This is a genomic window from Providencia sp. wls1914 (genome assembly GCF_009706645.1).
Classification (GTDB): Bacteria; Pseudomonadota; Gammaproteobacteria; order Enterobacterales; family Enterobacteriaceae; genus Providencia; species Providencia zhijiangensis.
Window position 1 is genome coordinate 101,492 of record NZ_WLUN01000002.1, and the last position, 19,647, is coordinate 121,138.

The following is a 19,647-nucleotide window of genomic DNA, read 5'->3' on the forward strand; positions in this document are numbered from 1 at the left end:
TAGAGCATGATGTTCAAACATAGCAAACTAAGACAGACGATTTTATTGGCGCTAAGTATGGGGATTGGCAATAGCTACGCTGCTGAATTTAATACCGATGTGTTAGATGCCGAAGATATGAATAACATTGATATGAGCCAATTCTCTGTTGCGGGATATGTTCCACCTGGAGACTATATTTTGACGGTTTTTGTCAATGGTCTGCGTTTAGGTGAGCCACGAGATATCGCTGTTTTTGATGATAAAAGTGCAAAAAGTGTAGGTTCTCAGCAAGTGTGTCTGGCACCTCAGTTGCTGGATTTTATGGGGCTAAAAAAATCTGCAGAGGAAAAAGTCACATTATTTCATGACGAAAAATGTTTGAATTTTTCAGCTCTGGCTGGGGTGCAAACCAAAGTGGATTTGCCTTCAATGTCCCTAAAAATGACCATTCCCCAAATGTGGATGGAATATCGGGATCCTTATTGGGTTCCCCCAAAATTATGGGAAGAGGGGAGCAATGGTCTATTTGTGGACTACAGCGCGAATATTTCTGCTACAAAAGAAACCGATGGTGATAAGCGTGTTTACTTATCCGGTAATGGTACATCGGGCATTAACATTGGGGCTTGGCGGTTGCGCGGCGATTTCAATGGAACTTATCAAAAGCAGCATGGTGGCAGTTATTCGCAAGAAAAACATAACTTTGATTTCAGTCGGTTATATGCGTTTCGCTCATTGAAAGAAGTAGCTGCACTACTTACGTTCGGGGAAAGTAACTTTTATTCGGACGTGTTTGATTCTTGGCAATATACAGGGATTTCCGTTGAAAGTGATGATCGTATGCTACCGCCAAAATTGGTGGGATATGCCCCTGAAATTATTGGGGTAGCAAAAACCAACGCCATTGTGATCGTCCGTAGTCAGGATCGGGTCATTTCAGAAACCTCTGTACCACCAGGGCCTTTTCGTATTCAAACACTGGATAGCGGGATCCGCGGTGTGCTGGATGTGACGGTGCGCGAAGAAAATGGGGAAGAGAATAAATTTAGCCTCAGTACCGTATCGCTACCCTACTTAACCCGTCCCGGCCGGATAAACTATAAAGCGGCAGTGGGGAAAACACGTTATGACAATCGACATTTAACGGGGGAACCCGTCATTAGTGGTGAATTGTCATACGGTGTATCAAATGCTTGGTCGCTGTATGGAGGAACTCAGCTTAATGCCTATTACCAAAGTGCGGCTTTAGGGATTGGGCGTGACTTGTTCTCTTTCGGGGCGGTCGCGGTGGATATTACCCAATCTTTTGCTGATTATTCAGATGACGATAAAGGACACTTGCAAGGGCGCTCTTACCGTTTTAATTATGCGAAGTCATTCGAGGATCTCCGTACCGATATTACCTTTGCGGGCTACCGTTTCGCTGATAAAGAGTATCGAACGCTGATGCAATATATGGATGAAGACAGAACTGGGCACTCACCGCGAGCCACCAAGGAAAACTACCAAGTCTACTTAAATAAATATTTTGATGATTTTAACCTCTCGTTAAATTACCAGTACAGCACCTATTGGCAGGATGACCCGCAAACCCAGTACGGTTTATACGCCAATACGAGCCTGAATTTTCCTTCTCTTTCCCAATATAGTGGCAATATTGCACTCTCTGCGACACGAACGGAGCGGAGTAATGGTTATGAAGATGATGCCATTAACCTCTACTTGACGATCCCGCTGTACAGCGGGCATAGCCTAACATTTTCTGAGCTGTACTCTCGTTCCAATAAAAAGAATCAATATAACCATAATGTGGGATATAGCGGTTATGGGGATAGGGATAATTACAGCCTAACGATGGGGTATAACCACGGACAAGATGTGGATAGCCAAACGAGCTTGAGCGGCTTTTATTCCCGTGATCTCTCGGATGCCAACGTGTCCGTCAATGGCAGCTATGTCCCTCATCAATACCGCAGTATCGGGGCATCGATTAATAGCGGGATCACGATAACGACCAAGGGAGCCGCGCTGCATCGCTCAGCCCACGGTGATACTCGCTTAATGGTGGAAACCTCAGATATTGGCGGAGTTCCGCTGAATAATGGCATCACAAAAACTAACCGCTTTGGTTTGGCGGTGATCCCTAATGTGAATAGTTACCGTAAATCCTCGGCTTCCATTAATACCAGTAAATTACCGGACAACATTGAAGCACTCAGTGCCACCAGCGATATCACGCTCACAAAAGGCGCTATTGGCTATCGAAGCTTCCCCGTGATGAAAGGGGAAAAACTCTTCTCGGTGATTACCTTACAAAATGGCAAAAAACCACCGTTTGGCGCCAGTGTACGTAATGAAGCGAATCAAGAGCTAGGGATAGTTGGAGAAGACGGGGTGACTTGGTTGGTGGGTATCGAGAAAAATGCGGCGTTATGGGTCTATTGGCGCAACCAAAAACAGTGCCAGTTAACTTTGCCTGACTCATTAAGTAGCCCTTCTTCAATGCTGTTACTGCCATGTCAGAAATAATCGGCATGCCAAAAATAACGAAATTTTTATTATCTTTAATCTATGAGGTTGATTATGCTGAATTTTAAACTTATTTCCGCAGCATTGATAAGTCTGTTTATTGGGATACCACAATTTTCCTATAGCGCGGTGACTCTGGATAGAACGCGAATTGTTTTTCCGGGCAATGAAAACTCTATTAATGTGCGCATCGCGAATGATAATCCTGAAGAAGCCTATTTAGCACAAAGTTGGATTGAAGATCTTCAAGGTAAAAAACTGACTCAAGGCGCAATCCTTGCCACACCACCATTACAGCGGGTAGAAGCCAATAGTCACAGTTTAGTGCGTTTGAGCAAAACACCGTTATTAAGTCAATTACCTGATGATAGAGAGTCCGTTTTCTATTTCAATTTGCGTGAAGTTCCGCCGAAATCCACGGAAGAAAATACACTGCAAATCGCCCTGCAATCCCGCGTCAAACTGTTTTATCGCCCTGAAAAAATCCTCGAAGCTTCCCAAACTAAATGGGCGCACAACATTACGTTGCAAAAAACGGCCAAAGGCTACCGTTTGAATAACACCACGCCGTTTAATTTAACGGTGATTGGGGTGGGCAATAGCAAAAAACAGTCGGAAGAGAGCACTTTCGAAGTCGTGATGGTCGCCCCAAAATCCACATTCGATATTAACAGCCACACACTGACAACGCCGTATTTAACCTACATCAATGACTATGGTGGCAAGCCAACACTGGTATTTCGTTGCCAAGGAGACACCTGCACGGTCTCTGGGGAACAGTAATGAAACCAAGGCATAAAAAGGGAGAATGTGGATGAATATTATCCGGTTAGCCATCGGGATTATCACAATGACCGTAAGTGCTTGGGGGCAAGGCGAGGAATTTTTAGGCAGCGTGCCACCTACTGAATCCCATTATGAATCTTCCCATGCGGGGTGGTTTTTGGTGAATGCCACGTTGTTCAATGCACCATGCAGTTTAGAGGTAGGGAAAACGCTGAAATTGACCCATTGCGGTGCTGGGGTTGTATTTAGTGAAAACAAGAATGGAGCAAAAACTCCCGCACTTTTGCGGGTGGTGGATGCCTTAACGGGGGAAGAAACGGTGCGTTACCCCGTGGTACTTATTGATGGAAATAACCCCGTTCAGCTCCCTTCTGTGATTGATAAAGCACACCCACTGCGACTGGAGGTGAGTTATGAGTAAGCTAACCCTGTTTTGGTGGCTGATGGCGCCCCTTTTTTGGAGCTTTTCGACTCAAGGTAATGCGCAATTTCTGGATGTGGAGTTTAGCGGGGAGTTAGTGCATTTATCCTGCAAAGTGAGTGCCGGTTCTGTCAAAAAAGAGATCCAATTAGACGAGTTACGCATGGAGTCTCTTAATCTGGGGGAGATCAGCCCTATCACGCCATTTTCTATTGAGATCGACCATTGCCAGCGTGCAGAGCTGGGGAAACTTATCAAGATGACGTGGCATGGGACGCAGTTAGTGAATATCGATGGGGATAACTACCTTATTACTCAAGGCGATAGCGGCGTGGTGCTGGGAATTATGGATAGTGAAGATAAACCCATTGCTTGGGATGAGCCGATTGATGTAGGCAGCGTTGCGATGGTGAATGATGAGCAATCTTTATCCTTTGGGGTGGTGGCGCGCAAGCCCCCTTATGGCTACGTCAGCACAGGGCAGTTCTCCGGTTGGGCTACGTTTTCCGTGGAGTATAAATAGTGAAGCAAATCAATAAAATCAGAAAGTATTGGTGGGGTTTACTGTTATTTATCTCACCGGTGGTTTATGGGGATGTGTTTGTGGATGTCGTGGCAACAATGGTCGACCCTGCTTGCCACGTACGCAGTGAAAATAACGATTCACCACTGCAAATTAATTTTGGGGTGGTCGAAATTAATGGTGCGCCAGGGGTTTCGTTAACCAAAGATTTTCCGGTGTATATCAGTGGGTGCTCAGGAAGAAAAACGTTATCGGTTCTACTCAACCCAAAAGGCTATGGAACAGAGGAGTACCAAGGTCGGCAAGTTTTATCCACTAGTGCAAAAGGGTTGGGAATCGATTTTTCTGATATCACTGATGGATTAATCTTTCCTTTAGAACTCAATCAATTACAAACTATCACGCCACAGCCTATCAGTGCGACGGAGCACCGTATTAATCTTCAAGCAAAGTTGGTGAATACACGACCACTCAGCCAATTACCCGCAGGAAGATTCACGTCGGCAATGATGATCTCAATCACTTATCATTAATGGAAATACTAATATGTTGAAAATAAAATCCATCGTGCGAGCAGGTTGTTTGGTGGGCGGAATGCTATCGGCAGCGATGGCTCATGCGGATTATGCGGCGCAAATTATCGATCCTAATACGGGTTACACCATACGCGTGAATAACAGCAGTACGCTGGCGGATCATCCTGATAGGGGGTCTGACGGTCAAAATTACTATCAAGTTGGGGAGCCTTTTGTGGTGGATAGTAACCTTGCGGAACCGACTGGTATGGTGAAGTGTGTCGGGCGCCGCTGGGGAAGTACAAGTACGCAAATTTTGCCAGCAAATGCGTTTCATCGATTATTTATGTATGTGCCTGAAACAGGATTTTCGATTGCAGGACTCAAAGCGTATCGATTGAACGCCAACCTTGTGATGACGGTGCAATCCGACATGATGGAATGGACGAACCGCAGCTCCGGTGTGTGCTCAATGTCTTATGCGGATACAAAATTTGAGGTTCCTCGATTTAATAACCATTTTCCTATCACCATGACGTTTTATATCAAAGAGCAAATTATCGATGGGCAGTTGATTATTAGTGAAATGCCATTAGCGGGTTACGTGCGTGCATTTACCAATCCCAGCGTGGCACCCCCTTATGATAGCTGGCCACTTCACGAATCTTCTGTGCCATTACGCTTGGCGGCTTCGCAAATTAATATCGGTGCAAAATGCACATCCAGTACCAGTAGCGGGGAGCAAGGGATATTAAATCTACGCCATGGGCAGTTAAACAGCTTGTATTATGACAACCGTGCTAGCGGCCAAGTTACTTACAGTTGCCTCTTCCAATCAGCGACCAAAGTGCGGTTACGATTGGACTACACGCCGGATGATGACCCTCAAAAGCGCTTACCGATGAAAAATGAAGCGAACGATACGATTTACAGCGATTTGGTGATCACCGATCTTGAAACGGGGCAATCTGGCAAAGAGATCAACGCGGAAATTCACAGCCTGAAAGAGTTCGAAATCAGTAGCCACCTACAAGGGGAAAATGCCCAAGCGGGTGACTATCGCGGTTCTGCATGGCTGATTGCCACATTGGATTAAGGCTAGGATTCAATACGTTGAATAAAGCTCGATGGGGTTTGTCCAAGCCATTTTTTAAACATGGTTGAGAACGAACCCACATTGCTGTAACCAAGATCAAACGCCACTTCCGTGATCGACTTGCCTGCTGAAATCTGGCTAATGGCACTCAGTAAGCAGGCTTGTTGTCGCCAATCTGAAAATGACAACCCCGTTTGCGCCCCAAAAAAGCGGCTAAATGAGCGGTCGCTTTTGTGCAACTTTGCAGCCCATTCTTGGGGAAACGAGGTAATTTGCGGTGATTTTAAAAATTCGCGGCACAGGGCAGCGAGGCTTTCATCTCGCGGGATCGGCGCAAAAAACGGCAGCGGCTCGGCTCGCACCACTTCATAGAGGATCAACTGCATCAATGATCCATCGCGTCCGTTAAGATCATATTCCAGCGGCACATCAACCGCTTCTAATAACAATTGGCGAAGTAAAGGCGTGACGCGCAAAACTTCGCATCGATTGCCTTGGCGGGGCGCTGCCGCAGGTTCGATATATAAACTGCGGGTGCTGACATTCAGCATCCGTGTTTCATGAGCCGTATTCTCCGGGATCCACACGCCACTGTCAGGGGGAATAACCCACTCACCATCTTCAGTACTCACCTCAATTAGCCCCGTTGCACCATATAAGAATTGAGCGCGGCGGTGCTTATGCGAATCCAACAGTACGTTGGGTAAGTAATCCGTCGCAAGTGCGATAACATCCCGGGCGACACTATCAATGGTACTTAGTGGAATATTTCTCATCGTAATTTTGGTTACCGTCGTTCATTGGCTGAAATTCAAACATAACGAATTATTTTCTGAATATAGGCAAAATTTATTGATATAACCACATGTTTCACGCGGTTGGCTGAAATTCCAATGCCTTTGGCGGTTTTTCAAAAGTTGGCTCAGTGGGAAATGTTTACGCTATCGCGGCAACCTAATGTACGCCAGAGGTAGAGTTATCATGAAAAATTATAATGATCAGAGTGAACATCTGATTGAATCATTAACCCGTCGTCGGTTTATTCAAGGCAGCTCTGCACTCATGGCTGTCCCATTTATTGCCACGAACACGGCCGCTTCAACACCAGAAAACCCCAATATTATTCCGACGACCACCTTGCCAAATGACGGTGAGCGAGTGGTTTCCACATGCAGCAGTTTTGACTGCGGCGGAAAATGTGATATTCGCGCCCACGTTAAACAGGGCGTTGTTACGCGCATCAGCACACGTCCCGATGGCGATCTTGATGAAGAGATGCCGATTATGCGTGCCTGTGTGCGTGGGCGCAGCTATCGCAAATTTGTCTACCATCCGAACCGCTTAAAATACCCAATGAAGCGCGTGGGCAAACGTGGTGAAGGGCATTTCGAGCGAATTAGCTGGGAAGAAGCCACCACGCTTATCGCTGAAAATATGCAGCGAATTAACCAGCAATATGGCCCTGCATCACGCTTTGTGAGCTTAAGTACTGGGGTGACGGGCGGCATTTTTTCAGGGGCGAATATGCTACGCCGCCTGTTTAATTTGACGGGGGGATTTCTGGAAAATTACCACTCCGTCAGTAACGGTAACACTATGGCAGTGACGCCCTACACTTATGGTACCTCGGCGAGCGGCAGTACATTAGATACATTGGAAGAGACCCCATTGGTGATTTTATGGGGGCATAACCCGAATGAGACTATTTTCGGGCACACCAACCATTACTTCCAAAAAATGAAGAAAAATGGCACTAAGTTTATTGTGGTGGATCCGCGCTATTCCGATACTGCCTCTTCGCTGGCGGATCAGTGGATCCCGATTTTACCGACCACCGATAACGCGATGATGGATGCCATGATGTACGTGATCATCAGCGAAGGTCTGCATGATCAGGCATTTATCGATACCTACACTGTTGGCTTTGATGAGCACCAAATGCCTGATGGAGTACCGGAGCATGAATCCTTAGTCTCCTACTTGATGGGGAAAAAAGATGGCGTGGTGAAAACCCCTGAATGGGCGGCGCCGATAACCAAAGTGCCTGCACAAACCATTCGCCAGCTTGCCCGTGAATATGCCACAACCAAACCCGCCGCTTTGATGCAAGGGTGGGGACCGCAGCGTCATATTTGTGGGGAGCGCTCTGCGCGTGGTGCGACATTGCTGGCAACCATTACGGGAAACGTCGGTGTGAAAGGGGGTTGGGCTGCTGGTTATGGCATGGCCGTGACGCCAGATCTTCGTAAAACACTGGCGGGTCCCAGCCTGTTTGAAAACCCAGTTAAAGCGAAAATTAATATCACCAACTGGGTACAAGCCTGTGAAGATGCCAGCCTAGTTACACCGGATAACGGCTTAAAAAATGCGGAAAAACTGGATACCGAAATCAAAATGATTTTTTCCCTTGCGGGAAATTACATGACGAACCAGAACCCCGATATTCGCCATGCCGCCAAAGTGCTGGAGGATGAAAACAAGGTTGAGTTTATCGTCTACAGCGACCTGTATATGACCCCAAGCGCCAAATATGCCGACATTTTACTGCCTGAAACCAGCTTTTTAGAACGTTGGAATGTTGGCGGGACGTGGGGTACAGGGAATTACATTATTCTGTCTGAAAAGGTCGCGGAGCCTGAATTTGAACGTCGCAGTGATTATGAGTGGCTCTGGGATGTGGCAAACAAATTGGGTGTGGGTGAAAAATTCAGTGAAGGGCGCACGGAAAAGCAGTGGATTGAACATCTGGTCAATGATGCTCATGAAAAACGTCCTGAAGATGGAATTCCCACTTTTGATGAATTGTTGGTTAAACGCCGCCATCTTTTGAAACATAAACCCCATACGGGGCATGTAGCATTTGAGAGAAATATTAAAGACTTAGCCAATAACCCGTTTGAAACCCCATCGGGCAAAATCGAGATTTTCTCGAAACGTCTGTATGACCGTAATGACCGCGATATTCCGGCGCTCTCCCATTATGTGCCTGCGATTGAAGGCCCTGAAGATGCTCTAACGCAGCAATATCCGCTGCAATTGATTACGTGGAAAGGGCGCAACCGCGCGAACTCCACCCAGTTTGCGAACCCATGGTTGCAAGAAGTGCAGCGCCAAGAGTTGTGGATCAACCCGATCGACGCGAAACGTCGCCACATTACAGAGGACGATCGCGTGAAAGTACATAACGATCGAGGTATCACGATGGTACCTGTCAAAATCACGTCGCGGATTATGCCGGGAGTAGTGGCATTGCAAGCGGGAGCATGGTGGCAGCCAGATGAAAATGGTGTCGATCAAGGGGGATGTGCCAACGTTTTAACATCTGCACGCAGTACGGCAATGGCGCACGGTAATGCCCATCAAACCTTATTGGTGGAGGTAGCAAAAGCATGAGTAAATTCCACGTTTATCCCGCAGTGAGTGACAAACAACTCGGGTTTTATATTGATTCGGCGCGCTGCTCAGGATGCAAAGCGTGTCAGGTTTCCTGCAAAGATAAAAATAATCTCGAAGTTGGACGTAAATTTCGTCGGGTTTATGAGATCACGGGCGGAGAATTTATCGAAAATGGCTGCGGCAGTTGGGAGAACAACGTGTTCGCCTACACCCTGTCTATCTCGTGTAACCACTGCGCCGACCCAATGTGCGTAAAAAATTGCCCAACTACTGCCATGCACAAGCGTGAAGGGGATGGCATCGTGATGGTCAATACGGATAAATGTGTGGGTTGCGGAACTTGTGCGTGGTCGTGCCCCTATGGTGCGCCGCAGATGAATCCCGAAACCAAGCAAATGTCCAAGTGCGATTTCTGTATTGATTTACAACTGCAAGGGCAAACTCCCGTATGTGTGGCGACGTGCCCACTCGGTGCAATTCAGTTTGGCCCTATTGATGAGCTGCGCGAGCGCTTTGGCTCGCAAGCGGATGTGAAAGGGCTGCCAGACTCATCCATTACTCACCCCAATTTAGTGATCCACCCGCACCAAGGGGCGGGGCGTCATACCGCGATCCAAGGAGCGAAAAAATGAATGAATGGCCACTATTAATATTTACCTTGCTGATGCAAGCCTCTATCGGGTTAAGTGTGATGCTGGGGATTTGTGCAAAAAGATTGGCGACGACTCTTGGTGGAAATATTCCTTCGAGCTTTCTGTTGCGCTATTTGTTTATCGCTTGTGTGCTGGCGGGTATGGGTTTGCTCTCCTCCATTACACACTTGGGGGTGCCGCTTAATGCACCCAATTCGTTATTAAACATTTTCTCCTCTTGGCTCAGTCGTGAAGTGGTTTTTACGGCGACTTACTTTACGTTCTTGGGCCTCACTTTTTTGTGGATGTGGTTTAAAAAACGACTGTCTTACGGGTTATTGGGGTTGGCGATTATCGCGGGACTGTGTGATGTGTATGCGATGGGGTCGATTTACCGTTATACCTCCATGTTAGTGTGGATGAATGACAATACCTACCTGATGTTTTATGGGGCGATGTTGACCCTAGGGGCGGCAGGCTACTATTTACTGGTTAGCCTTCTACTGAAAGATCGAGGTCAAAATAGGGCGCTTGCATTATTGATGGTGGTGGGCGTGAGCTTAGTGGTTCGTTTGATTTATCAACCATTCTACGAAAACTATTTGCTGGAAACCGCTTACACCAATGAATCCGTCACTTTTCCCATTGATTCAATTAATGCTTATCAACAGATTTGGTCACTGCGTTTAGCCAGTTGGGGGGTTGGGTTTATTGCCATTGTGGCTATTGGTATGGGGGCATTTTATCGCATTAAAGGCGAAGCACAGGGCGTTCTGGTTGGGCGTAGCCACTATGTTCTTGTGGTGGGCTGTGTTTGTGCGCTGATTGCGGAATTGATGCTGCGTTACTGTTTTTATACGATCCATATTTAAAAATGAATAACCGAGCCAGATAGGTTCGGTTATCTAATTTACGCTTAAAGCATGGGTGACTAAGCTACCTTGATCATTGATATACACCGCAATAAGTTTACCATTTTGCCGATGACTCCCTTCTAGCTTTTCGGTTGAATACGGTGGGATCATAACGCTTTTCGCGATGGGGGTATTTTGGCTATTTTCATAATAGAGCTGTGAAATATTCAAAAAATAAGGGGTAGGGTTTTTAATTGAAAGCTGATTCTCGGAATGTAAGGCACTCACGTTATTGATAAATGATTCTACGCCACTGGCAAGTGCTGCGGGTCGATAAAAAACTTTGATACGAATTTGTAGCGCTAACTGAATAATATTCATCCCTTCTTTATTTTGAGGTTTTGGCGAGATATCAAGTACATTCAGGTAAAAAACAGATTCTCTATCTTGCGGTAAATCCCCTCCAATAAATCGAATCCGTAATTGCGCGCCATCATGAGCGGCGATTTTGGTCACAGGCGGCGTCACAATAAACGGCGCCTCTGTTGTTTCAGGGGTGGAATGGATATTGCCCTCATCAACCCAACTCTGGACTAAGCTTGCTTGTTCACTGTCGTTAATGGTTTGAATATTGGCAGATTTTTGGTCGCTTAAGTAAATCAGACGCGTTTTTTTGAGTATTAAGCTCGCGTGCGTCTGTGAGCTGAGAAGGAGCAACATAAAACTGTAAATAATCCCTTGAATATACCGCATTTTTTCATCCTTCTAATTATAAGACATGACCACAGTTGCGGTGCTGGATACAGGGCCTTGCGTCACGATGGCAGGGGTATAAGGGTAATAGTAAGCCCCCATATTGAGGGTAAATGATGGGGATATCGGGCTCCCTTTTGTTACCGTGAAAATAGAGGTTGCGGTATTTTGTGCAGCCACGCTATCGGAGAGGGTAATTGGGCTGGTGGGATTACTTGCAGCGACCAAGCGAAAACCTACACCTGCGGCGCCTTGGCTGGCAGTATTATTCATGGTGGTTTTATCTGTCGCGAGTAAGCTGCTGCTGGATAAAAAGATATTGATATCTCTTGATGCATTGCCTCCTGCAAGAAAATCACTGCAAGTGAAGTTGAGATTAAAGGGAGTATAGCCTGCACGTGTTGCTGATTTGACGGTACTGATGCTGACGGGGGGCAGGGTCACTACTAAACCTTGGTTTGCAAAGTTACAGGTGGTGGTAATAGGGCTATAAGTCACTTGAACGGGTTGTAAATAGATATCATCGGGCTGAGTTGTCCATACAAATCCCAGTAAAAATGCTAAGAGTCTAGCCACCACATCAATAAGCCATTGTACAAGACCTAAAGTGGATGCATCCGAAGCAAAAACAACGGGGTTAATCGTTGCTGTGCTTCCTGCAATTTCAATATAGTTCGAGCTCGGTTTGACGGTCACCAGTGTAAATTGCATGGTGAAATTTACATTGAGTTCATTGGCGTTATGGGAACCAGGGGACAAGTTTGACACATTGTTTTTTTCTAATTGGGTGACGGTGACTTCTACTAATTGCTTACCTCCATTGAATCCCACGGTCGCTTTTCGACCTTGAAATGGTGAGGCAATACCTACGACATTAGGGAGTAATCCATTATTGGTACAAGTAAATGTACCGGAAAATATGGTTCGAGAGTCTTTGGTTACGACAGTCGATGAGCTGGTTAAATCGTTTGATAAATCAAAAGTAATAGGGGATGCCGTGACGGTTGACGCTTGTCGACAGTTAGCAGAGGCATACTGGCTGACGGCAAGTAAACTTGAAAATAATAGTGCCAATGTGGTTTTTTTCATTGGATTTTCCTTTATTGACAGCGGTTTTTACCTTTATCCATCGTGCTAACTGGTTGATGGATCACGCACTCTCTCTCCCCTTTCAGCTTGATGTGTAAGGCTGAAGGTAGCTGTTCACTCTTAAGGTACAGCACGCCAGATTGCCCTACATAGCCAATATTTTGCTGCTGTGGATCGACGACTTCAGTACCGAATGGCAGGCTGTGACCATCGGCTAATTCACCGCGTAAAATAAAGGTTTGTCGAGTATCTGTTTCTAACTTGATGTAGTTAACCGCGCCTTGGTACGGGCTGATGTTTGCCATATTTCCGAGCACTTCAGCGCCAGCCGTGTTTTCGGTATCAGAAAGGGTATAAGAGTTAGCGCGATAAGGGGTACTGTTGGTCACGAGCACCACACCGCGCTGATTGGTTAGCGTGGTTTTATCGTCATTAACCATCATATTATCGGCCATTGGGGCATCAATGATGGTATAGGTATCCCCGGTATCACCCGATAAGGCGATATGGTTAGGAATAGCAACCAAGGTACCTCGGGCACCTAACCCTGCCTGACGATAATCATTCGCTTCGGTATAAGAGCCGGATAATGTGGTGTAAGGGTGCTTATAGGTAATATTTCCACCGAGGACATTGTTACCCCCAGACTGATTCGTGCCTGTCACGGTGTAATTAACTTGGTTATCTTTCCCCGCGATGCCACTGACACTCATGGCAGTTTGTTCATAGTGAGAATCAGTAAAATAGCTGCCTAAGCTCACGTTAGCGCGTTTTTCGAATAGGTTAATAGGAACGCTGATGTTCATATAAACGCGAGTTTCTTCTTTATTATCATAATTACGCATCCGTGATACGGATACGCTGTAGGAGATATCGTTGTAGTTGTTGGCATAACCGACTTGGTATTCTCGGCTACTGCCGTGAGTGTTCCAGTAATCACGATGGGTTCCAGAAACAAAAACAGAGCCATAATCGTCGCCAAGTTGCTGATTCAAGTTAACGGTGAAGGTATTTTTCGCCCGTGAGCCTCGTAAGGCATCGAAGTTACTTAGCGAGAGATCGGAATTGCTATTATTATTGCCAATTTGGTTGGCATTTTCGTCTTGATATCGCTGCCAGGCTTTATAGTTATCATGAGAATAAATTGAATCGACAAAGCTATAGTAGCCGCTAGTGGAATAGCGGTATGTGGCAAGAGTTAAACTGGTCGAGGTGGCGTCAATAAATTTACTGTAGGTTAAACGATAGCTTTGGCCACTCTTATCTCCGCTATCCAGTTTAGTTTTGGCATGAGTGATGTCTGCGGAGATAGCACCAAAGCGAAAGTTCCAACCACTCCCAATGACGGCGGAGTAATATTTCTCACTGAGCAGAGCGCCGGAATAGAGTGTTACTAAGTTATTCAAGCCGTAATGATATTCACCTTGAATAAATTTAGGTTGGTATGAGGTATTGTCGATTTTTGCTTGCCCAGCAAGAACGTTATAGTTGGAAACACCCTCTTTAAGCATATCGGGTACGGCGGAGTAGGGAACAGAGAATGATTCTTTTCGGCCATCCGCTTCTTGTATTACCACCAATAAATCACCGCTTCCCGCGCTAGGCTGAATATCATTAAATGCGAATTCACCTGGCGGCACGTTTTCTTGATAGACCAAATACCCATTTTGATAAACGGTGACTAAGGCGTTGGTTTGTGCGACGCCTCGAATAATCGGCACAAAGTTTTGGCTTGAGTTCGGCAACATACCCACTTCCGTTGCGAGCATTATTCCTCGCATACGGATGCTATTAAATAGCGCCGTTGGTGTATAAAAATCGCCAGCCTTCAGCCCTGAATTAATCTGGCTGATTGGGCGGTATACATAGCGGGTGTTATTGCGCCATTTTTGCGAGCCATGGGATGAATAGCGATAGCTTGATTCATCACGGAATTGCCATGCACCTAAATTGACACCCGAGTTGAGGGTGGCATAGAAATTCTCATTATTTCTCTTCTCGTGTTTCTTCTCTTTATAACTGTAATAGTTTGTATTATAAGCAAAAATAATGGCTGGCACGCCATGTTGCCACAAGCTGGGATCGACATAACCAGATTCAGATTGTTTAATCGACACTTGTGGAACAGTAATGTTTAGTCGCAAATCACTGATTTTAAATTGGTAATGTAGGTTGGGTGCCAGTGAGCTGAGTTGAACATATGCGTTATCTTCAGTCTGATCTGTTTGGTTAGGTGTGGTTTTTAAGCCGAGCTTAGGGACATCACTTTGCGCAATGCTGATTTGCTTACCATTATCTTCAACATTGATGTCAAACTGTCCTTTCCAAACCTGATTAACATAGATGTCCGCAAGCTGTTTGCCAGCTGGAATTTGTCCATCAGAATAGAAACGAGAAATATCTCCTTTTGCAGATTCACCCACCAAAAGGGAGGTATCAAATTCATCTGCAAATGCATTTTTTAGATAAGTCTGTAGCCCTATTAAAATAAGGATGTAGAGATAATTTTCTTTTTTCATGATGGTTTCTTCTGTTAAAGCTGAAGGTTTTTAGATTTGAAAACACCATAATCATCAACATAAGTCAGAATAAGATTGCTACCTTTTAACTGCTTTTTTAACGGCAGCGTTTTGGATGTGTGTGGTGGAACCATCTCGGAATCAACAAGCGCTGTTTTTTTATCTTCAGGCGTTGTAATAGCAGCGATTGTAAAGTGGTATTGGGAGTTATTATTCACGACAATACCGTTATTATTTAGCTGGTAACTAATATTGTCCGTGATATTTTCAGGTGATTCAGTTAATCCCGTAGGTCGATAAAATAATTTTATTCTTGAACGTGCCGCTAATTGAATTCCATTTTTACCTTTCATTGAATCAGGTGCTTTAGGAATATCTAGGACATTTAAATAAAAAACACTTTCAACATTATCTGGAAGTTTTTTATCTGTTTTTTTGATTTTTAATTGTTGCCCTTGTAAACCCTCTATTTTGATAATGGGAGGATAAAGATAAAAAGGTGCGTCTGAATTTTCAGGCGTTGAGTTTATATTTCCATCATCAATCCAAGATTGAACTAATGATGGTGTTTTACTGTTATTAGTTAATTGAATGGACATGCTTTGTGCAGCTTCTGGATATATAATCCTTGTTCCTGTAATAATAACGTTTGAAAATGTTTCTTTAGAAAATAATAAAAGAAGTAAGAATAATAATTTTATTTTCATAATAAATTCTCACTAAAAGCTAGGCTCAGAGGAACCTAGCTTGAGTTTATTGTTATAGATATGAAACGGTATAAATAACGTTTGATTGCAGCGCACCGACAGATGCGGCAGTCGCATTTGTTTTGTAGTAACTCGCAATTAAGTTCAATGTTGCACCCGCAGCTGAAGTGGTATTGGCTGCAGTTAGCTGAGTATCAAAGGTCGTATTTAATGGAATAGCAACAGTTGGTGATCCAGTTTGTGATAAGCTGAAACCTACGTTGCGAGCAACGGTCGGGTCATTTTCGTTCACTGTTGTATTCATTAAATACAGGCCTGAAGGCGAAATATTACTTGAAGAGAAGTGAAGTTTTAATGTTCCTGCTGGTGTACCTCCACCAACAATTGCACAGTTTGAAAAGGTAAGCCCAAAGGCTTTTTGGTTTTTTGTAATAACTGTACTTGCCGTTGTTCCTGCATCAGAAGATATAATCGGATCTAAAGCAATCGACATATCAGCGCTGTTATTACCATTAATCGTACAGGTAGTATCACTAATTGCACCGGAGAAAGAAATAATACCTCCAGGGCTATTTGTGGCAGCAATTACTGAGCCAGATAACACGGATAAGGACAGTATTGATAGAGAAAGTATATGTCTAGGCATAATTAACCCCATCGAGGTTCTCGATTAATTAAAATAAGTGATTTTTTTCGCTAACCAGAATTGACTAGCTTTTTAAGCTTAGACAAGGTTTAAAGATCTTCAAGATATGTAAAGTGGAATTCTTAGGTTTATAAAACCAATGATTTTAAATTTTCAGATTAAAAATCTGCATTTTTTGTTTTTAATTATCTTATGTACTATTTTTTTGCTTGTAATGAGTGATGTTACTTAGTTAAGTATAGATAATATAAGAAAGATTTTATTTCTTGGTTTTTTCCTATTTTATTTTTATTCTGGCATTTTTTGTTTTTATTTCTTCTCAACATTTAAACAAGTAAAAGGAGTATTATTATTTTCTAATATTTTTGTTTAATTAATTAAAAATTTATTGAGTAATTAGTCTTGTTAATTATGTGGTTAATTTTTGATGGGGTACTTTTCAATTTAACTGCACATTGAGTAGCGGGGTTCAAAAAATTAGTTCAAAAAAAGAGAGCATAAACGCTATTTTTGAATAAGAAATAGTGCATTAAAAATAACTAAAATTACCTTGATATAGATGAATAAAATGAAAATTAAAACAATTCTCATTTCTGATTTTTGAACCATAATGATAAGTAACATAACGTAGAGAGATGGGGTGCAAAATGGTCGGACTTTTCAATCGTTGTTTGTCACATGAAGACGCAGGAAAATTGCTGTTGCGCTTAGCGGTGGGTGGGTTAATGCTATTTCACGGAATGAGCAAGTTGCTAACAGGTGCGAGTGGCATCAAAGGGTTGTTAGCCTCTTATGGTTTACCTGAATTTATTGCTTACGGCACAATTTTGGGTGAAGTGGTTGCCCCTATTTTCATTGTGTTGGGTATTTTAACCCGACCATCTGCGTTGTTAGTGGCGTTCACTATGGTTGTTGCATGGTTAATGGTGGGATTAGATAAAACGTTTTTACTGGATAAAACAGGGGCATGGGCGATTGAGAGTATCGCTTATTTCTTTGTGAGTGCACTGGCGATTGCTTTGCTGGGTGCCGGGAAATATTCCGTGGTGAAAAGCGAAAATTGGCGATAATAAATAGTGTGGAATAGTGAAAAGGGCATCGAAATCGATGCCCTTTGTTTGATAACGAAAACTGCTATTTAGCACTAAATTCTAAGATGGTTTTCTGTAAGAACGTATCTAACAGGCGACTATCTCTACAAGACGGCTCTGGAAATTGGTAGCGTTCCATGTTGTCTATCGTTTCCTGGATTAATGCATCAATAGCGGGTCTGCGCGTACCATAAAGGCTTTCTTTGCCTCGACCTTTTATCTCTAGCAGCGTATTAATTTCTGCTAATACATCCTTTTGGCTAACACATGCCGCGACTAAATCACTAAAAGCCATCGGTGGCATATTTTTATGGTTCTCTATCCATCGCAAGGCTAATACGGATCGTAAGATATAAAAGTATTTTTTTAATCTCACTTCTTCGCCCTTAAAATCAGTGTGTAAGTTTCTTTTACTGATAGAAAGGTAGTGATAACGCGCTTTTAACGGCGAGTAAAATTGTTCAGCTAGTGATTCTAACTGAGCAAAGAAGCCCTCATCTTTATGATAAACAATCGGTGATTGTAACCATTCAATTAATGCGGGATTGGAATTACGCATCAGTTTTAAGGCTTTTGATAATTCCCAACCCGATACATCCAGTTCATCGTCAATCGGCTTCTCTATCACATCACGCTTTCTATCTAGTGTTAAATACCAATCAAGGGAATGCACATAGATAAAGCGCACATCATAATCACTGTCTTGTGAGGCGAATCCCCAGCCGCGGCTACCAGATTCACAGGCAAATAATATTTTGACTTGGTGAGTGCGTTCTATCTCGCTTAATGTTTCACGTATCCTTTCTTGCATAAGCATGGATACGCCATCACTTATTTTTTCCATGCTGCTATTTTCCATTTGAATTCCTAATTGGGGAAAATTACCCCTTCACACACACCACTTGGCGTAGCGTATGCACAATTTCTACTAGCGACGATTGGGCTGCCATAACTGCATCAATGTCTTTATAAGCCATTGGAATTTCATCAATCACATCGCTATCTTTTCGGCATTCAACATGCGCCGTCGCTATCTTTTGGTCGCTCACTGAAAAACGTTTTTTAGCCTCTGTTCGGCTCATTACACGTCCTGCGCCATGACTACAGGAACAAAAACTCTCTTCATTTCCAAGACCGCGAACAATAAAGCTTTTAGCTCCCATTGAACCTGGAATGATCCCCATTTGTCCTTTTTGGGCAGATACCGCCCCTTTTCGGGTTACTAGGATCTCTTCACCAAAATGTTGCTCTTTCTGCACATAGTTATGGTGGCAGTTTACCGCTTCTTGCTGGGTCATAAACGGTTTGGTGATTTCTTTCGATAGCGCTTCCAGTACGCGGTGCATCATCACTTCACGGTTATGGCGAGCAAAATCCTGCGCCCAACCTACGGCTTCCATATAGTCGTTAAAATATTGGCTTCCTTCTTGGAAGTACGCCAAATCACGGTCTGGTAAGTTGGCGATATGCTGCTGCATATCTTTTTGCGCTAAGGTAATAAACAAGTTACCAATCGCATTTCCCACACCGCGAGACCCGCTATGTAGCATCACCCAAACGCGGTCTTGCTCATCCAAACACAGCTCAATAAAGTGGTTTCCCGTTCCCAACGTTCCTAAGTGATTGTAATGGTTAGTTCCACGCAGTTTTGGGTATTTATCGCAGATGCGTTTGAACTCTTCATCCAGTTGCGCCCAGTGGGTATCCACAATATCAGGGGCGCGATGCCAAGCGCCTTTATCTCGACCATGTCGATGGGTGGTTCGTCCGTGAGGTACCGCCGCTTCAATGGCAAAACGGATATTTTGCAGGCTATCTGGCAAATCCGATGCAGTTAATGATGTACGCACCGCAATCATCCCACACCCGATATCCACACCAACCGCCGCAGGGATAATCGCTCCTTTAGTTGGGATCACGCTCCCAATGGTGGAGCCTTTACCGACATGCACATCTGGCATCACTGTTAGGTGTTTAAAGATAAACGGCATTTTTGCGGTGTTTTGCAACTGGGTCACTGCCGCAGGATCAACTGGAACTCCGTGAGTCCACATTTTTACTGGCGCACTATTGGGTTGCATGATTTGGTTAAAGTTATTGTTATTCAT

The 19,647-nt window shown here is 44.2% G+C and carries 16 protein-coding genes and 2 pseudogenes; 10 read left to right on the forward strand and 8 right to left on the reverse strand.

Going from position 1 to position 19,647, the window contains the following annotated elements; all coding sequences use genetic code 11:
• Window positions 1-6: 6 nt before the first annotated feature.
• The 6 genes from GKR74_RS00435 to GKR74_RS00460 are packed head-to-tail and all read left to right on the forward strand — an operon-like array spanning window position 7 to window position 5,852.
• The gene (locus GKR74_RS00435) at window positions 7-2,511 is read left to right on the forward strand and encodes a fimbria/pilus outer membrane usher protein (protein ID WP_154602054.1); all 2,505 of its coding nucleotides are present in this window, start codon (window positions 7-9) and stop codon (window positions 2,509-2,511) included.
• A 54-nt stretch (window positions 2,512-2,565) separates the two neighbouring features.
• Window positions 2,566-3,294, forward strand: coding sequence for a fimbria/pilus periplasmic chaperone (locus GKR74_RS00440; RefSeq protein WP_154602055.1), 729 nt, complete (start codon window positions 2,566-2,568; stop codon window positions 3,292-3,294).
• Between the two features lie 31 nt (window positions 3,295-3,325).
• Window positions 3,326-3,718 (forward strand): hypothetical protein, encoded by a 393-nt coding sequence (locus tag GKR74_RS00445; RefSeq protein WP_154602056.1) that lies wholly within the window; start codon window positions 3,326-3,328, stop codon window positions 3,716-3,718.
• On the forward strand, window positions 3,711-4,241 hold the full coding sequence (locus GKR74_RS00450; protein WP_154602057.1) for a fimbrial protein: 531 nt from the start codon (window positions 3,711-3,713) through the stop codon (window positions 4,239-4,241). Before GKR74_RS00445 ends, GKR74_RS00450 begins: the two co-directional genes overlap by 8 nt.
• Complete coding sequence (locus GKR74_RS00455; protein WP_336431283.1) at window positions 4,241-4,774, forward strand: fimbrial protein; 534 nt, start codon at window positions 4,241-4,243, stop codon at window positions 4,772-4,774. The genes GKR74_RS00450 and GKR74_RS00455 overlap by 1 nt, the downstream gene beginning before the upstream one ends.
• Before the next feature lie 13 nt (window positions 4,775-4,787).
• Window positions 4,788-5,852, forward strand: coding sequence for an adhesin (locus tag GKR74_RS00460; RefSeq protein ID WP_154602058.1), 1,065 nt, complete (start codon window positions 4,788-4,790; stop codon window positions 5,850-5,852).
• Between the two features lie 2 nt (window positions 5,853-5,854).
• Here the strand turns inward: GKR74_RS00460 and GKR74_RS00465 are convergent, their stop codons facing one another.
• The gene (locus GKR74_RS00465; protein WP_154602059.1) at window positions 5,855-6,628 is read right to left on the reverse strand and encodes an AraC family transcriptional regulator; all 774 of its coding nucleotides are present in this window, start codon (window positions 6,626-6,628) and stop codon (window positions 5,855-5,857) included.
• 205 nt (window positions 6,629-6,833) lie between these two features.
• Between GKR74_RS00465 and GKR74_RS00470 the strand changes: the two are divergent.
• The 3 genes and pseudogenes from GKR74_RS00470 to GKR74_RS00480 form a co-directional block, all read left to right on the forward strand.
• Window positions 6,834-9,242, forward strand: a pseudogene (locus tag GKR74_RS00470) (DMSO/selenate family reductase complex A subunit); the annotation flags it as partial.
• Window positions 9,242-9,898, forward strand: a pseudogene (locus GKR74_RS00475) (DMSO/selenate family reductase complex B subunit). The pseudogenes GKR74_RS00470 and GKR74_RS00475, both read left to right, overlap by 1 nt.
• Window positions 9,877-10,752, forward strand: coding sequence for a dimethyl sulfoxide reductase anchor subunit family protein (locus tag GKR74_RS00480; RefSeq protein ID WP_154602062.1), 876 nt, complete (start codon window positions 9,877-9,879; stop codon window positions 10,750-10,752). Before GKR74_RS00475 ends, GKR74_RS00480 begins: the two are co-directional and overlap by 22 nt.
• A 33-nt stretch (window positions 10,753-10,785) precedes the next feature.
• Here the strand turns inward: GKR74_RS00480 and GKR74_RS00485 are convergent, their stop codons facing one another.
• The 5 genes from GKR74_RS00485 to GKR74_RS00505 are packed head-to-tail and all read right to left on the reverse strand — an operon-like array spanning window position 10,786 to window position 16,448.
• On the reverse strand, window positions 10,786-11,487 hold the full coding sequence (locus tag GKR74_RS00485; protein WP_154602063.1) for a fimbrial biogenesis chaperone: 702 nt from the start codon (window positions 11,485-11,487) through the stop codon (window positions 10,786-10,788).
• Between the two features lie 12 nt (window positions 11,488-11,499).
• Complete coding sequence (locus GKR74_RS00490; RefSeq protein WP_154602064.1) at window positions 11,500-12,576, reverse strand: fimbrial protein; 1,077 nt, start codon at window positions 12,574-12,576, stop codon at window positions 11,500-11,502.
• 11 nt (window positions 12,577-12,587) lie between these two features.
• Window positions 12,588-15,095, reverse strand: a complete 2,508-nt coding sequence (locus tag GKR74_RS00495; protein WP_154602065.1) for a fimbria/pilus outer membrane usher protein — start codon at window positions 15,093-15,095, stop codon at window positions 12,588-12,590.
• 14 nt (window positions 15,096-15,109) lie between these two features.
• On the reverse strand, window positions 15,110-15,802 hold the full coding sequence (locus GKR74_RS00500) for a fimbrial biogenesis chaperone (RefSeq protein ID WP_154602066.1): 693 nt from the start codon (window positions 15,800-15,802) through the stop codon (window positions 15,110-15,112).
• A 52-nt stretch (window positions 15,803-15,854) separates the two neighbouring features.
• Window positions 15,855-16,448, reverse strand: a complete 594-nt coding sequence (locus GKR74_RS00505) for a fimbrial protein (protein ID WP_154602067.1) — start codon at window positions 16,446-16,448, stop codon at window positions 15,855-15,857.
• Between the two features lie 647 nt (window positions 16,449-17,095).
• Here GKR74_RS00505 and GKR74_RS00510 point away from each other — a divergent pair.
• Complete coding sequence (locus GKR74_RS00510) at window positions 17,096-17,518, forward strand: DoxX family protein (RefSeq protein WP_154602068.1); 423 nt, start codon at window positions 17,096-17,098, stop codon at window positions 17,516-17,518.
• Window positions 17,519-17,582: 64 nt separating this feature from the next.
• Here the strand turns inward: GKR74_RS00510 and GKR74_RS00515 are convergent, their stop codons facing one another.
• Together GKR74_RS00515 and GKR74_RS00520 are read right to left on the reverse strand one after the other, a co-directional pair.
• Entirely contained in the window at window positions 17,583-18,398 is an 816-nt protein-coding gene (locus GKR74_RS00515; RefSeq protein ID WP_442959335.1) for a nucleotidyltransferase domain-containing protein, read from the reverse strand.
• Window positions 18,399-18,420: 22 nt separating this feature from the next.
• A complete protein-coding gene (locus tag GKR74_RS00520) occupies window positions 18,421-19,647 on the reverse strand; it encodes an RtcB family protein (protein ID WP_154602069.1) in 1,227 nt (408 codons plus the stop codon).